We start from the raw sequence: 16,217 nt of genomic DNA, 5'->3' as shown, positions 1-16,217 counted from the left end.
TCTCCATAGACCGATTATTCATAAAGGGTATCGTGGAAAAGTTATCCATATTTGTTGGTAAGTGATAGAAAAATCAGGATTTCAGCATTTTACTTTGTGAATTAAATATGAATTAAAGTAAAACTGAGTGTTATGAAGTATTTGCTTTAAAGTTATCCCCGAAACTCACAACACTCAACAACAGTATTCATTCTTTCTTTATTAAAAAAAAGAAAATAGTGTTGATTAATGAGTGGGGCTTTGTTTGGAAAATTTTGAAAACTTTTAAAAGTTTCAATTTTTTGCGAGACTTTAAAATCTTACATTTGTGAAACAGAAATTTAAAGAAAACAGTGAAAACGGCATGAGTTTGATGATTCATTTCAGCTTACCGAAACGGGGTCATTGCGTAAACAGTCTGAGCAGAAAAACTGGGTGAAATGCGCCGGAGCTTTTATAAAACGAATGACTGACGACGACAGAAAAATATTAAATATACATATGAAAACAATCAACGATTTCAATTTTAAAGACAAGAAGGCTCTGGTAAGAGTAGATTTTAACGTTCCCCAAGACGACCAGCTGAAAGTGACAGACAATACAAGAATTGTAGCTGTAAAACCTACTGTTGACAAGATTCTTCAGGATGGCGGCTCTGTAATTTTGATGGCTCACTTAGGCAGACCGAAAGGTGAGGCTAAAGATGAGTTTTCTTTAAAACACATTGTGAACGAAGTCTCTCAGGTTCTTGGAAAGGAAGTGAAATTCGTGGATGAGTGTGTAGGTGAAAAAGCTCAACAGGCAGCTTCTGAACTGAAAGCCGGAGAAATCCTTTTATTGGAAAATTTACGTTTCCACAGTGAAGAAGAAGAAGGGGATGAGGCGTTTGCTGAAAAACTTTCGAAATTAGGTGATGCCTATGTGAATGATGCATTTGGTACCGCTCACAGAGCACACGCATCTACAGCTGTGATAGCTAAATTTTTTGATTCAACTAAATTTTTCGGTTTATTGATGGCTGACGAACTAAAAGCGATTGATAAAGTTTTAAAAAGTGGAGAAAAGCCTGTAACAGCGATACTGGGAGGGTCTAAAGTTTCAACTAAAATTACCATTATAGAAAATATTTTGCCTGCAGTTGACAATTTAATTATTGGTGGAGGTATGGCATTTACCTTCATTAAAGCTTTAGGTGGTAAAATCGGAACTTCATTGGTTGAAGAAGATAAACTCTCTCTCGCACTTGAAATTTTAGGTAAAGCCAAAGAACATAATGTAAAAGTTTACCTTCCTTCCGATACGATTATTGCTGAAAGTTTCAGCAATGATGCAGATACACAGGAAGTCAACATTTATGAAATTCCTGAAGGATGGATGGGATTGGATGCAGGTCCAAAATCAAGAGATCAGTTCAACGATGTTCTGTTAAATTCAAGAACGATTCTTTGGAATGGGCCAATTGGAGTTTTCGAAATGTCAAATTTCTCTGCGGGAACTGTAGCTTTGGGCGACAGTATTGCAGAAGCTACAAAATTGGGAGCTTTCTCATTAGTTGGGGGAGGTGACAGTGTAGCTTTTGTTAAGCAATTTGGTTATGGTGAAAAAGTAAGTTATGTTTCTACAGGTGGCGGTGCCATGCTTGAAAGTTTGGAAGGTTTGGAACTTCCGGGAGTTGCTGCTATCAATAACTAAGAAATTTTAATTTTTACATAATTTGAGTCTGTTGGAATTTCTGACAGACTTTTTTATTTTAATAATTTTTACGATTGAATATTAATTTCAAAAAATTTGTTTCTCAATTTAAGTTTTGCAATTGTTTAAAATTTTATTTAATCCAAATTATTTTTCGCTGAAAGAATTTTCGAAATTTATTTTTGACATAATAGTCAAAATTGGAAATTTTAAGAAAAATGTTGAAAAATTGGCTTTCAGAATAAGGTTTTAAAACAAAAAAAAGAAATTCCTAAAGTGTTTGGACATAATTTTTATTTTAGGCTTAAAATGATATGTTTTTGTAAAAATTCATTTTTTAAATCTCATATTTTCCTTTTTTCTTATTTTTTCATATGATTTGTAATTCACAAAAAAGTCTAAATATTTTTTTGTTATTTCAAATATATTTTGTTCTAATCTATATTTTAAATTTTAAGTTAATCAAAAAATTAAATGATGAGTGAATTCTTACTTTTAGAACATTTCAAATTTAATTTTAATAAATTTTTAAAAAACAAAAACTCAGGAAAAAACCATGATTTTTTTAAATTCATGACAAAAATGCTAAAAATTGACCTGTAGAAATAGCTTAAAAATCGATTTTCTACTTTTTTTCGATAATGTATATCAGACTTGAAAATTCGTTGGAAAATAATGCTTTTACGTTAGAAATCGTTCCGTGAATCAGTGCTTTGATCCAAAATAGGGGTGATTTTTTGTATTTTTCGCTCAACATGGAGATGTAGTAAGAATCTAAGACCAATGGTTTAATTTTTCTCATTTTCCAGTTAGGTTTTCTTGAAATCAGATTTTCCATTCCATTTTTCGAAAAATGGTAAACATGTCTCGGTACATCATAAGCTGCCCAATATTCTTTATAATGTTGTGCATCGTATGAAGTAGGGTTGGGAACAGCAATTATAAGCAATCCTTTTTCTTTTAATTTTTTATTAAAAATTTCGAGCATTTCATCCTGATTTTCGATGTGTTCAAATACATGCCAAAGCGTAATCGCATTCAGACTGTAATCTTCAATCGTATCGATGTTATCTAAAATTGTCGCTTTAGATATCTTGCGATTTGCAGCATTTCTTGCATCAGAATCGGGTTCAAATCCAAATGCTGTAAAGTCATTTTCGATATATTTTACAAATTCTCCTGCGCCACAGCCGTAATCCAAAACTCTTGAACCTTTATTGATTCTGTCTAAAAGAATCGTTTTCTTGTACTGTAAATTGAAAGATTGTAAAAATTTATACAGTTTTTCCTTGAATGTTCCGGAATCCTGATGATGCGAAATATAGTCTTCACTTTCATAATATTTAGAAATATTTGATGGAATAGGGGAGGTTTTAAACACACCCTTTGTTTCGGTTTCTATGATTTCAAATATTTCCTGAGAAAGAAAATGATCTTTAATTTTCATTTTTTTTTAAATTGGATTTTAAAAATAAAGGTATTCAGAAAAGTGTTTTAAGCCTCTAAATACCTTTGTTTATTATAAATGTTTCACGTGAAACATATCTAATTTATCTACCTAAGTACACCATTAAAACGTTGATGTCTGCAGGTGAAACGCCGCTTATTCTTCCCGCTTGAGCCAAAGTTTTAGGTCTTACTTTATTCATTTTTTGCTTAGCTTCTGAAGAAAGGCTTGATATTTTAATATAGTCAAAATCTTCAGGAATCTTTACATTTTCCAATCTGTTTAGCTTTGCAACATTCTCTTTCTCCTTTTCTATATAGCCTTTATACTTAATATTTACCTCGGCTTGCTCTCTTACTTCATCGCTGTATTGAGAAGTAAAATCCTTAATAGATTCGATTTCATCCAGTTTATCTATGGTAATATTGGGTCTTGTAAGAAATTGGGAAGCTCTGTAAGCCTGATCAACAGGATTACTTTCAATGCTTTCCAGAATAGGATTGATAATTCCTGGTTTTAAAGAAGTTTCTCTCAAAAAGGTTTCAAGTTCCTGACTTTTAGCGATTTTTTCTTCTACTTTTCTCAGTCTGTCTTCCTTTGCTAATCCTAATTCAAATGCTTTTTCTGTCAATCTGATATCTGCATTATCCTGTCTTAAAAGCAATCTGTACTCAGCTCTTGAAGTAAACATTCTGTAAGGTTCTTCAGTACCTTTTGTGATGAGATCGTCTATTAAAACACCGATATATGCTTCATCCCTGTTCAGGATAAATTCATCCTTTTCATGAACTTTATTATGGGCATTAATACCTGCCATTAAGCCCTGTCCGCCTGCCTCTTCATATCCGGTTGTACCATTGATTTGACCCGCAAAATATAAGTTGTCAACCAATTTTGTTTCTAATGTATGCTTTAACTGAGTAGGAGGGAAGTAGTCGTATTCAATAGCATAGCCAGGTCTGAAAACTTTTACATTTTCAAATCCTGGGATATGCTTCATAGCTTTAATCTGAACATCTTCAGGTAATGAAGAACTGAAACCATTTACATAAATTTCAACGGTTCTCCATCCTTCCGGTTCCACGAAAAGCTGATGTCTTGTACGCTCCGCAAAACGGTTAATCTTATCTTCAATACTTGGGCAATATCTTGGACCTAAACTTTGAATAGTACCGTTAAACATTGGGCTTCTATCGAAACCTTCACGCAAAATATCGTGTACCGTTTCATTGGTGTAAACAATGTGACAACTTAATTGTTTGGTTAATTTAGGGCTGTCTAAATAGCTGAATTTTTGAGGATTTTCATCTCCTTTCTGTTCTTCCATTTTGGAGTAGTCAAGGCTTCTGCCGTCCACTCTTGGTGGAGTACCGGTTTTCATTCTTCCTGCCTCAAAACCTACAGAAACTAATTGTTCTGTTATTCCGAATGCTCTTGGTTCGCCCATTCTTCCGCCTCCTAACTGTTTATCTCCAACGTGGATTAAACCATTTAGGAAAGTACCGTTAGTAAGTACAACCGATTTGGATCTGATATCAATTCCTAAAGAAGTTACTACACCAACAGCCTTATTATTTTCAATAATTAAACTCTTCACCATATCCTGGAAGAAGTCAAGATTAGGCGTATTTTCCAGTGCTAAACGCCATTCTTCAGCGAAAAGCATCCTGTCGTTCTGTGTTCTTGGAGACCACATTGCCGGTCCTTTGGAAAGGTTAAGCATTTTAAATTGTATTGCAGATTTGTCTGCAATAATCCCTGAGTAACCACCCATCGCGTCGATTTCTCTTACAATCTGTCCCTTTGCAATTCCTCCCATTGCAGGGTTGCAACTCATCTGTCCGATAGTCTGCATATTCATTGTGACGAGCAATGTTTTGGAACCTAAGTTTGCTGCAGCAGCTGCGGCTTCACATCCTGCGTGGCCGGCACCTACTACAATTACATCATATATTTCTGATATCATTTTTTTATTGCTTATTTTAAGCTTTAAATTTTTATCTTTTCTGTAAATGTTTCACGTGAAACATTATTTTGATTTAAAGGCTACAATCGCCTGTATATCGATATTTAGCCCCGATCCAAGCATTTTTTTTAACTCATTTTTTGAAAAAATAGCGAGTGCGGAGAGCGGTATTAAGATGCTAAAAAACATTAAGAGTATTTTGCTAAATAAAAATCTTCTCTGCTTCGCATCAGTTTTTCTTCTTCTTCTGTTTTATCTTTATAACCGGAAAGGTGTAAAATGCCATGAGCTAAAACCCGACGTAATTCTTCCTCAAAGTTTTTGGATAGAGTAGAAGCATTGTCTGAAATGCGTTGCAAAGATACGAAAATCTCTCCGCTTATTGTTTTGCCTTTTACGTAATCAAAAGTGATGATGTCTGTATAGTAATCGTGTTGAAGATAGTCCTGGTTTACTTTTAGTAAATATTCGTCATCACAGAAGATATAATTGATTTCTCCAAGTTTTTTGCCTTCAGAGAAAATGATTTCTTCAAGCCATTTTGTATATTCCGTATCTACAGATTCGGGTATATTTTCGTAAAAGAATTGTATCATAATTTTTAAAACCAGTGTCCTAAAATAACGCTGAATATGCCTTTTTGATTGTTTTTAAGTGAATGACCAAAATTAAATCTAATCTGTCCAAACGGAGATTTATATCCAATACTTGCTCCGACTGAACTGTAATTTACTTTTACCGCATCTTCGAATGTAATATCATCTGAGAGGTTGGCAAAAGAAAAGTTTCCGCTTAGAAAAAAGTTTTTCTTAAAGTTATATTGAACGTCATTTGAAATTAGAGCAACGTTGTTACTGTTGAGTTGAGCAAAATAAAAACCGTTGAAAGTTTTGAAATTGACCATATTCTGCTCAAAAATTCCTCCTAACCTATATTGATAAAATTGTGGAAGATTGTCGCCGATGGTAATTCCACCATAAAGATTCAGATGATAACTGAACTGTTTAGACAACGGAATGTTGATTCTGATATCTGCTTTTACCTGAACGACTCTTTTTTCAACTTCAGATTTGAGCAAATCAATGACTTTACCTTCGGCATTCAGATAAAATCCTTTGGTAGGAAAATCGCGGTCATTTTGCGTATCACTTTTCAAAAATACGTAAGGATTGAGAAAGCGGTTGTATCTTTTGTTTGTGCCGTTCATTTCAGCTTCAAAATAATCATGGCTGATTCCTGCACCAACAGCGAATTTATCCTTCCAGACAGATTGAATATAAGCTTCATTTCTCAGCCATTCCCATTTGTCGATGTTGATATTGTTGTTTCCTTTGATATCGAAACTCATTCCCGAAGAATATATTCCGAATCCTGGAATGTACCCGTTGTCGATAAAATAGTTTAAATAGTAACGTGGCTTATCTCCGACAATAACGTCAAGGGACAGATTTGAATTTTTAAATAAAAGTCTCTTTGCGGAATAATTTACCAGTAATCCGGTTTTAAAAATTTCATCATAATGAAGTCCGAATTTTAGAAAATGTCTTGCATCATCTTCAGTCACGTATAATTTAAGATAATTGAAATTATTTTCTGTAACGATATCATAATTGATAAAACGGTAGTTATTTGTTGCCACAAGTTTGTCTAGACCACGGTTGATGCTTCCATACGTTTGCAAAGACGGCAGACGGAGTCCCATTTTACCGAGAACATAGTTTTTACCGTAGATTCTGCCGCCTTCAATCGAAATGCTGTCAATCTTATAGACATTGGAATAAATTGGATTTACAGCCTGTCTGAGGCGGTCAAATTCTCTCTTTGGAAGTTGATCCAGGATGGCTGCATATTTCTGACCTTCCACATAACCACTGTCAAGAATTTTCTTCTTGTCATCGTAGCTCGTAGCCGTCATTCCCGTAAGGTTCGGTTTGATGTTGATGTCTGTGTATTTGTACTGTCTTCTGGTGTCTTTTTGAATACCGAAGTCGATAACCTGATTTAAAATGGAAATAATATTGTTTAAATCTTCTCTACTTGAAAGATCTTGATTTAAATCAACTCCGATTACAATGTCAATTCCCTTATCCTTTAGAGGCTTTGAGGGATAGTTTACGGTCATAGCGCCGTCAATGTAAATGCTGTCACCAATTTTTACGGGATCCATCAGGGATGGAAATGCTGAGCTTGCCATAATCGACTGTACCAGATCTCCTTTCTCAAAAATTTCCATGTTGCCGCTTTCAAGATTGGTTGCGACGCACATGAAGGGGATTGGGAGTTTTGAGAAATCATTTACATTCGACACATTTTTAAATAATTCTTTAAGAAGATAAACATTTTTCTGTCCGGAACTGATGGAAGAGGGAAGGGTGATTTTTCCGTTTTGAAGTGGAATTGAAAATAAATATTTGTCTACAGCCTTGTTAAAAAATGTACTCTCTTTTCTTGACTTCGGATCACGGATTAATGAGTAGAAATCGGTATCCATCACAATTTTTTCAATTTCCTTTCCGGAATAGCCTGATGCGTACAAACCTCCCACGATCGCACCCATGCTCGTTCCGGATATGTAATCTAATTTCACGCCTAAAGAATCCAGAACTTTAAGAACTCCAACGTGAGAAAACCCTTTTGCGCCGCCACCTGCAAGAGAAAGTCCTATTTTAGGATTCTTAGGAATTTTCAGATTTTCCTTTACCTGAGAATGAATCAAAAGTAATTGAAATGCAAACAAAAGAATCAGGAGTTTTCTCATAGTTAATCTTTTACATAAATCCGCTTTACACGAGGTGAAATGGAGGTTAATACTTCGTAAGTGATGGTTTTGCAGTATTCTGCGAACTCTTTGAGGCTTGGTTTGGCATTGAAAACAGTTACGGTATCGCCTTCTTTGACGTTGGGAATATGATCTACATTAATCATCATCATATCCATACAGATACTGCCAACTATTGGGGCTAAAGTCTTGTTGATGCCTACATTTCCGATCTGATTTCCTATTAATCTGGGAATTCCGTCTGCATATCCAACGGGGATGGTGGCTATTTTTGTGGGTTTATCGGCTTTAAATCTTCTGCTGTAACCTACTGATTCTCCTGTTTCAATTAATGAAATCTGGGAAATTACCGTTTTGAAACTGACTACGGACTGCAGCTGTTTCTGTATTTCACTATTTTGTGACTCTCCCAGCATTCCTATGCCGATTCTTACCATGTCATAGTGATGACTGGTATAATTAGTAATTCCCGATGAATTTAAAATATGCCGCATAGGTGTGTAGCCCAGCTTTTCCATCAAATAACCTGAGTTTTCTTTAAATGTATCTAACTGATTCAACGTAAAATCTTTCTCAGTTGGTATATCTGAAGACGAAAGATGGCTGAAAATACTTTGAACTTTGACATTCATTGTGTGTAAAGTTTCGCTCAGCTGATCCAGTTCAAAACCTTTAAAACCAAGTCTGTGCATACCTGTTTCCAGCTTGATGTGGATGGGATAATGTCTGTCGTATCCCGATTTCTGGACTGCGGCGTAAAAAAGTTCCAAAACACGGAAACTGTAGATTTCAGGCTCCAAATTGTATTGAATTACTGCATCATAACTGTGCTGTTCAGGATTCATCACGACGATCGGCACGGTGATTCCCTTTTTCCGGAGTTCTACACCTTCATCTACAAATGCAACTCCTAAATAATCAATGTGGTGATGCTGAAGATATTCTGAAATCTCATAACTTCCTAAACCATAGGAATTTGCCTTAACCATTGCCATCATTTTCGTAGCAGGTTTCAGCAGAGATTTATGATAATTGATATTATGAAGAAGTGCATTTAAGTTAATTTCTAAAACCGTGTCGTGCTTTCTGAGTTCAAGAATGTCTTTCACCTTTTCAATCTCAAATTTCCTTGCACCTTTTAATAAAATAATTTGATTTTGAAGTTCGGTAAGGTGTTTACTGTCAATTAATTCCTGAGTATTAACAAAAGTATAGGTTTCAGCGTTAAATGAATCACTAAATTTTGATATTTCATCACCGATTAAGAAAACCGACTGAAATTTCTGTTCATTTACAAGATCAGAAACTTCCTCGTATAGTTGTTCAGAATTAGAATTTACGTCGAAAATATCCGTTAAAACCAGAGATTTTCTGGGTTTTTTATATTCATTCAAAAACTGGAGAGCTGTTTTCAGTGAATCTAAATCCAAATTAAATGAATCGTTGATGATTATGTTATTTTTCACCCCTTCAATGGCTTCCAGACGCATCTCCACAGCCTTTAAAGCGTTAATTTTTTCAACAATCTTCTGATTAGATATTCCGAGTTCCTTCAAAACGGTTACGAGTGCCAAAGCATTGGTTAACGTCGCCTCGTCTCTCTGGTGAACAGGAAAAGTAATTTCACCGTCAAAATAGTTTACAACAAGATTTTCGTCTTTAGTATTCAAATTTTTAAAATAAACATGATTACTCTCCTTGATTCCGTAGGTAATTAATTTTTTGCTTGAATAGAGTGTGTTTATTTTGTTTAAAACCAATTCATTATCTCCATTAAAAATAATGACCTCAGAATTTTTAAAAAGTTTTATTTTTTCATCAATTAGTTCTTCTTCCGATTGAAAATTGGCAAGATGCGCAGTTCCGATGTGTGTCAATAAACCAATCTGAGGCTGGAATATCTGCTCCAGTTTTTCCATTTCGTGAGGTTTGGATATTCCGACTTCAAAGATTCCTAATTCGTGAGAATCGTTGATTTGAAGCAAAGAAAGTGGCAAACCGATCTGGGAATTGAAACTTTTCGGACTTTTTACCGTCGGAAATTCATTCCAAAGACATTGATAAAGCCATTCTTTCAAAATTGTTTTGCCATTGCTTCCGGTAATTCCGATAGATTTTAAATGAGAATTTTCAAAGTAATATTTGGTTAATTTTTGAAGAAATTCCACAGAATTTTCAACAATAATCCAGTTTATATTTTCAAACTGAGGAAAATAGTGTTCAGAAATAATGATGTTAATGCCTCTGTCAATCGCAGACTCAATAAATTTCTCGCCAGAATTTTTCTGAGTATTAATTGCAATAAACGCAGAATTTTTGGTGGAATAAATAATTCTACTGTCGAAAGCAATGTTTTTGATCAGCAATTCTCCATTTCCAATAATTTTTGAAAGGGTGATTTCCGCGATTTGATTGAGTGTGTAATTCATTGGTGCCTTTTCTGCATTTAATTTTGGAAATTTGTTGTTCGAGGGAGCTCCGGTATAATTTTTAAAACTCAAATGAGTCTGAATTAACTTTTTTATTTAAAACTTCATCTACAAAAACTCTGCGGCTTACAGCGTCATACGCTTCGGTTTCACCCAGTTCTACCAAATTTTTACCTGCAGAAGTTCTCATTGAATAATTCGCAAGATTTCCGGTTTTTCTGCAAATGGCGTGAACTTTTGTTACGTATTCTGCAGTCGCCATCAAATTAGGCATTGGCCCAAAAGGACGGCCTAAAAAATCCATATCTAAGCCGGCAATTACTACGCGTATTCCATTGTTTGCCAGTTGATTAGCTATCTCTACAATGCTTTCATCAAAAAACTGAGCTTCATCAATTCCCACCACGTCACAATTGGATCCTAAAAGAATGATTTCATTGGGATTTTCCACTGCTGTACTGCGGATTTTATTTTTGTTGTGCGAAACAACGTCTACATCAGAATATCTGGTATCGGTTTTAGGTTTAAAAATTTCCACATTTTGCCCCGCCATTTCTGCTCTCCGTAATCTGCGGATCAACTCTTCGGTCTTTCCGGAAAACATTGAGCCACAAATAACTTCCATCCAACCGCTCTGTTTGGAATGATTAATTGTATTTTCTAAAAACATTTGTTAAATTAGCCGTAATATTTTAACATCAAAAGTAAGCAATTTTAATAAGAATCTACGATGCAGAACATTCAAGATTTAAAGGATAAGATTTTTTTTGAATCCAGAAATATCATTGATATTTTGGGCAAAACAAACAACGTTGACGAACTGATTTCTAAGCACGGTCTACTCGATGATCTCGCCGAAAAAATTGCTTTTTTGAAATTGTTAGACAGAAATCTTCAAAAGTATAGCGAGGGAAATACTGATTATCAGCAAAAAGAAAATCATAATTCAGAAAGTTTGGTAACGGAAGAAGAGGCGATTTTCAATAATGAATTCAACGAAATTGGTTCCGATCCTTTTGAGAATTCAGATAATAATATTTTGGTTGAAGAAGAGGAAGCTATTTTCAATAATCAGGTTAATGAGATTATTGAAAGCGATTTCCACGAAAATATTGTTCATTTAAAAGAAGAAAATCAGCCTGAAGCAAACGAAAATTTTGTTTCAGATGAGATTTCTGATCATTTGGAACTGGAAGAGGAAGCTGTTTTTAATAACCAACTGAATGAAATAGATGAAGAGCCGGAAAATACTAATCCAGTTTTAAATTTTGTAGACGAAGACCGGATTCTGGAAAATTCTCAGCCTGAAAGTGAGGATGATTTCAATGAAGAAAATTTCAATGAAAAGGAAACTGATGAAGAAAAAATTTTCAATGACGAGCTGAATGAATTCAATAGGAATGAAGCTCATCTTAAGACAGAGACTGCTCATCTTTCCGATATTTTTGCCACTGAACAGAATGAAGATGAAATTCTGATTGAAGAAACTGAAAATGAGTATGTTTCACTTTCAGGTCGTCAGGAGGCTGAAATACGTACAGAAAGTTCAGATGTAGAATCGGTTTTCAGTGAAACAGAAATAGATGAGGAGCTTTCCGGAGAATCAGCGGAAATGAAAGCAGAAAATCCATACCGCAGAAAAATTGTAGATATTGATCAACCTTCATCAGAATCTAAACCCGAGAATCTGAAGTCAGACGAAAGTTTTGAAAATCTGGAGGCTTACCGCCAGGAAAAAAAGATTAAACTTGCGAGTATAAGAGGATTAAAAAATATTCAGACTTTGTTTGATGATGATCCTTTAGAAAGAGAAACGCCGCTGGAAAAAGTGGAAATACCCGTGGTAAAAGAGGATAGAGGCAGTTTGATCAAAACCAATATTCCCACAGATTTTATGGAAGCTGAGAAGGCAAAACCGGAGTTTAAACTGGATCTCAATGACAGAATGGCGTTTACAAAAATGCTTTTCGGGGGCAGCCAGTCTGAACTGAATGAGGTGGTGAATAATCTGAATTCCTTTAAAAATGTGGAAGACGCCAAAGAATACTTGAGCGACCTCTACTACTCTCACAAATGGGAAAAAGTAGACGAATATGCGCAGAGGCTCTGGATTTTGGTAGAAAATAAATTCTTGTAATTTTGAGCGGAATATTATATTTTGTTCCCACACCGGTTGGGAATTTGGAAGATATGACTTTCAGAGCAGTTAAAATGCTGAAAGAAGTTGATTATATTTTGTGTGAAGACACGCGAACTTCTGGTGTGCTTCTAAAACACTACGAAATTTCAAAGCCTTTAAAATCATATCATCTGCATAACGAGCATACTGCAACGGAAAAAGTGATTTCAGATTTGAAGAACGGGCAGAATATTGCGATCATTACCGATGCGGGAACACCGGGGATTTCAGATCCCGGATATTTGCTGGCAAAGGCATGTTCTGATCATCATTTAGAAATGATCTGTCTGCCTGGTGCCACAGCTTTAATTCCGGCATTGGTAGTGTCTGGTCTTCCGAATAATGAGTTTTTATTTGCAGGATTTTTGCCTCCCAAAAAAGGCAGACAGACGAAGTTAAAGCAGCTTGCAGAAGAGAAAAAGACGATTGTTTTTTACGAAAGTCCGCACAAAATCAATACTACTTTAGAGCAGATTAAAGAATTTTTTGGTGATGAAACGAGAGCAAGCTTGAGCAGAGAGATTTCAAAAAAATTCGAGGAAACAAAAAGAGGAAGCATTGATGAACTGATTGAGTTTTCTAAAAGCAAAACTTTAAAAGGTGAAATTGTGCTGATTGTAAATAATGCTTTAAAATAGAAGAAATTTTAAAATGTATATTTAACACACCCAACAAATAATAATATCTTTGCAAACCGGATAATTTACACCCAACGAATTATTAAGGTTCAAAAAAATTAATCATATATGAAACTATTAGAAGGAAAAGTAGCGCTAATTACCGGAGCTACAAGAGGAATCGGGAAGGGAATTGCAGAAATTTTTGCTCAGCAGGGAGCAAAAGTGGCATTTACTTACGCCGGTTCTGTAGAAAAAGCAAAAGAATTGGAAACTGCTTTAAGTTCTGTTACTCAAATTAAAGGTTATCAGTCTGATGCCTCGGATTACGATGCTGCACAAAAACTGGTAGATGATGTGATGGCTGAGTTTGGCAAAATAGATATTTTGGTGAACAATGCAGGAATTACAAAAGATAATCTTCTGATGAGAATGTCTAAAGATGATTGGGACACTATAATCAAAGTGAATTTAGATTCTGTTTTTAACCTTACAAAAGCGGTAATTAAGCCGATGATGAAGGCAAAATCCGGTTCTATCATCAATATGACTTCTGTAGTTGGGGTAAAAGGTAACGCGGGACAGGCAAATTACGCAGCTTCAAAGGCGGGAGTGATTGGTTTCACAAAATCTATTGCTTTAGAATTGGGTTCAAGAAATATCCGGTGCAACGCAATCGCACCAGGATTTATAGAAACTGAAATGACGGCAGCTTTAGACGAAAAAACAGTTCAGGGCTGGAGAGACGGAATTCCTTTGAAAAGAGGCGGGCAGCCGGAAGATGTAGCCAATGCGTGCGTTTTCTTCGGTAGTGAAATGTCTTCTTATATTTCCGGTCAGGTTCTGAACGTTGATGGAGGAATGTTGACGTAAAATATTTTTACTCTAAAATACTATTAAAATACTACCCCAAGGTGGTATTTTTTTTTGTGGTATGCTTATTTATTTTTGTTTGATAAAATTAATACCATGAAAAATTTAATTAAAATTATTATTATTTTATTTGGGTTTCACGCTTTTAGTCAAACAACTTCTTCTTTGTTTGACATTAACAAAATTGAATATAAAGGCTCTACTCTAGTCAATCCAAAAGGCTTATAAATATCTTCGGGACGTTTCGTGACATCTTTGTATATAGTGCGCAGAAGTACCAGTTTAGAAATTGTTTCTGCAGTGTAACCTTTTGGTCTGCCACCAATTCTAACTCTTGCTCGGGCTGATTGCAATCCTGCATTGGTTCTTTCTCTTATTAATTCTCTTTCATATTCAGCTAAAGAAGCCATGAGATTCAAAAATAGTCGTCCATTTATAGTTGAAGTATCTACTCCATCTACAAGCGTAATGTCATATCCTATTGATATCAACAGGAAAGAGATAACTTACGATGATATGAAGAAGAAAATAATTGAAATACTTACGGTTAAGAAAAAACCTGTAATGTTTTCTTCTGCAACAATGATACAATTGAACGGTGAACCTGCTGAAGGTATGAGTCACGTTGCAGTAATCTGTGGTTACAAAAAAGTAAAAAGTTTAAAAAACGGTGAATTGTTAGAATTATTTAAAGTTCACAATTCTTATGGAGAAAAATGGCAGAAAGAAAATAATGATGGATGGTGCAGTGCCTACAATCTAGTACACAGCGCCTCATTATTTTGGACAGAAGAAGATGACAAACCTTATTTTGGTAGCACCGCAATTAAATATTTGGACTATTGATCTATGAGTTGGTCAGAAATCACCTGCCGAAAAACGTAACGTACGGAAATACAAGAGGGTGGTGGTAAATTGCATAATGAATAACAATAAAGCGACGGAAAATTTTTCGTCGCTTTAATTTTAATTTCCTTTAATCATCAGAAATAAACCGAACTCTCATTTTGCAAAAATACTGAAGATTTTGAGCATGCAAAAAATCTGCGGCTAAAGGTTCCCGGCACGCAGTCAGTTCGTAAGAAACAGAGGCTGCTTTCAGTTGTCTGGTAATGCTGCCGCCGTTCAGTTTATTTTAATAAGCAATCAAATTCAATCATTAAAAACCTGATTCTCCTGCTCCTGAACTCTGATAAAAGTTGTTCTTTTTGACAGCTCCTTCAGCGTTGAAGCTCCAACGTAAGTACATGTTGAGCGTACGCCACCCAAAATATCTTTCACCGTTTCAGAAACTGCTCCTTTATAAGAAACCTTCACTGTTTTACCTTCAGAAGCTCTGTATTCTGCAACACCTCCGGCGTGTTTATCCATCGCAGTTTTGGAACTCATACCGTAGAAAAGTTTATATTTTTTTCCGTTTTCTTCCACCATTTCGCCGCCACTTTCGTCGTGTCCGGCAAACATTCCGCCGAGCATTACAAAATCCGCTCCGCCGCCGAAAGCTTTGGCAACATCTCCCGGAACTTTGCAGCCGCCGTCTGCGATGATATGGCCTTTTAAACCGTGTGCAGCGTCAGAACATTCGATAATGGCTGAAAGTTGGGGATATCCTACTCCCGTTTTCACTCTTGTCGTACAAACCGAACCGGGGCCAATTCCCACTTTGATGATGTCTGCACCTACCAAAAGCAGTTCTTCAACCATTTCGCCTGTTACGACGTTGCCGGCAATGATGATTTTATCAGGGAAATCCTGTCTTGCCTTTTTGACAAACTGCACAAAGTGTTCTGAATAACCGTTCGCCACATCAATGCACAGAAACTCGATCTGAGGATGCTTATCAAGAATTAATTTAATTTTTTCCTCATCCGCTTTCCCGGTTCCGGTACTTACGGCAATGTACTGATGAATTCTTGTATCTTGATTTTCAAGGAATTCTGACCACTCTTCGACGGTGTAATGTTTGTGTACAGCAGTGATAATTTTATCTTTTGCCAACTCCACAGCCATTTCAAAAGTTCCCACCGTATCCATATTCGCAGCGATAATTGGGGTTCCTTTCCATTTTTTCTGGGTGTGAAGGAAGGTAAATTCTCTTTCAAGATTGACTTCAGAACGGGATTTTAAGGTGGAACGTTTTGGTCTGAACATGACGTCCTTAAAACCTAGTTTTATATCGTTTTCTATTCGCATTTTGGTGAAATTTATTTTATTTAAATATTAAAATTAATAATTTACCTTAAATATACTACTTTT

13 protein-coding genes are annotated in these 16,217 nt (G+C 35.5%); 5 read left to right on the top strand and 8 right to left on the bottom strand.

From position 1 onward, the window contains the following. Positions 1 to 480 precede the first annotated feature (480 nt). Complete coding sequence (locus tag ASG31_RS02820) at positions 481 to 1,671, top strand: phosphoglycerate kinase (RefSeq protein WP_056028062.1); 1,191 nt, start codon at positions 481 to 483, stop codon at positions 1,669 to 1,671. 625 nt (positions 1,672 to 2,296) lie between these two features. Here ASG31_RS02820 and ASG31_RS02815 read toward each other — a convergent pair. The 6 genes from ASG31_RS02815 to ASG31_RS02790 all read right to left on the bottom strand — a co-directional run bounded on the left by ASG31_RS02815 (position 2,297) and on the right by ASG31_RS02790 (position 10,962). Further along, on the bottom strand, positions 2,297 to 3,118 hold the full coding sequence (locus tag ASG31_RS02815) for a class I SAM-dependent methyltransferase (RefSeq protein ID WP_056027676.1): 822 nt from the start codon (positions 3,116 to 3,118) through the stop codon (positions 2,297 to 2,299). A 103-nt stretch (positions 3,119 to 3,221) separates the two neighbouring features. Beyond that, positions 3,222 to 5,084 carry a tRNA uridine-5-carboxymethylaminomethyl(34) synthesis enzyme MnmG gene (gene mnmG / locus ASG31_RS02810; RefSeq protein ID WP_056027674.1) on the bottom strand — a complete coding sequence of 621 codons (1,863 nt, stop codon included), beginning with the start codon at positions 5,082 to 5,084 and terminating at the stop codon, positions 3,222 to 3,224. Positions 5,085 to 5,272: 188 nt separating this feature from the next. Then, the gene (gene ybeY, locus ASG31_RS02805) at positions 5,273 to 5,680 is read right to left on the bottom strand and encodes an rRNA maturation RNase YbeY (protein WP_056027672.1); all 408 of its coding nucleotides are present in this window, start codon (positions 5,678 to 5,680) and stop codon (positions 5,273 to 5,275) included. Positions 5,681 to 5,685: 5 nt separating this feature from the next. Beyond that, positions 5,686 to 7,842, bottom strand: a complete 2,157-nt coding sequence (locus ASG31_RS02800) for a patatin-like phospholipase family protein (RefSeq protein WP_056027670.1) — start codon at positions 7,840 to 7,842, stop codon at positions 5,686 to 5,688. Positions 7,843 to 7,844: 2 nt separating this feature from the next. Further along, positions 7,845 to 10,292: a bifunctional UDP-N-acetylmuramoyl-tripeptide:D-alanyl-D-alanine ligase/alanine racemase gene (locus tag ASG31_RS02795; RefSeq protein WP_056028059.1), complete on the bottom strand. Its 2,448-nt coding sequence runs from the start codon at positions 10,290 to 10,292 to the stop codon at positions 7,845 to 7,847. Between the two features lie 61 nt (positions 10,293 to 10,353). Continuing rightward, positions 10,354 to 10,962, bottom strand: coding sequence for a thymidine kinase (locus ASG31_RS02790; RefSeq protein ID WP_056027668.1), 609 nt, complete (start codon positions 10,960 to 10,962; stop codon positions 10,354 to 10,356). A gap of 60 nt (positions 10,963 to 11,022) precedes the next feature. On the opposite strand from ASG31_RS02790, the gene ASG31_RS02785 reads away from it, so the two are divergent. The 3 genes from ASG31_RS02785 (at position 11,023) to fabG (ending at position 13,961) form a co-directional block, all read left to right on the top strand. Next, positions 11,023 to 12,429 (top strand): hypothetical protein, encoded by a 1,407-nt coding sequence (locus ASG31_RS02785; RefSeq protein ID WP_056027666.1) that lies wholly within the window; start codon positions 11,023 to 11,025, stop codon positions 12,427 to 12,429. Between the two features lie 2 nt (positions 12,430 to 12,431). Beyond that, on the top strand, positions 12,432 to 13,109 hold the full coding sequence (rsmI, locus tag ASG31_RS02780; RefSeq protein WP_056027663.1) for a 16S rRNA (cytidine(1402)-2'-O)-methyltransferase: 678 nt from the start codon (positions 12,432 to 12,434) through the stop codon (positions 13,107 to 13,109). Positions 13,110 to 13,217: 108 nt separating this feature from the next. Beyond that, complete coding sequence (fabG, locus tag ASG31_RS02775; RefSeq protein WP_056027660.1) at positions 13,218 to 13,961, top strand: 3-oxoacyl-[acyl-carrier-protein] reductase; 744 nt, start codon at positions 13,218 to 13,220, stop codon at positions 13,959 to 13,961. Positions 13,962 to 14,110: 149 nt separating this feature from the next. Here fabG and ASG31_RS19105 read toward each other — a convergent pair whose 3' ends face one another. Then, complete coding sequence (locus ASG31_RS19105) at positions 14,111 to 14,380, bottom strand: recombinase family protein (RefSeq protein WP_410493179.1); 270 nt, start codon at positions 14,378 to 14,380, stop codon at positions 14,111 to 14,113. Between the two features lie 49 nt (positions 14,381 to 14,429). Between ASG31_RS19105 and ASG31_RS02765 the strand changes: the two genes are divergently transcribed. Next, positions 14,430 to 14,807 carry a hypothetical protein gene (locus ASG31_RS02765; protein WP_056027656.1) on the top strand — a complete coding sequence of 126 codons (378 nt, stop codon included), beginning with the start codon at positions 14,430 to 14,432 and terminating at the stop codon, positions 14,805 to 14,807. Positions 14,808 to 15,113: 306 nt separating this feature from the next. Here the strand turns inward: ASG31_RS02765 and ASG31_RS02760 are convergent, their stop codons facing one another. Continuing rightward, complete coding sequence (locus tag ASG31_RS02760) at positions 15,114 to 16,154, bottom strand: GMP reductase (RefSeq protein ID WP_056027654.1); 1,041 nt, start codon at positions 16,152 to 16,154, stop codon at positions 15,114 to 15,116. Positions 16,155 to 16,217: the final 63 nt, after the last annotated feature.

This window comes from Chryseobacterium sp. Leaf404, from assembly GCF_001424145.1.
Classification (GTDB): Bacteria; Bacteroidota; Bacteroidia; order Flavobacteriales; family Weeksellaceae; genus Chryseobacterium.
This window is presented reverse-complemented; position numbering and strand designations above follow the sequence as displayed.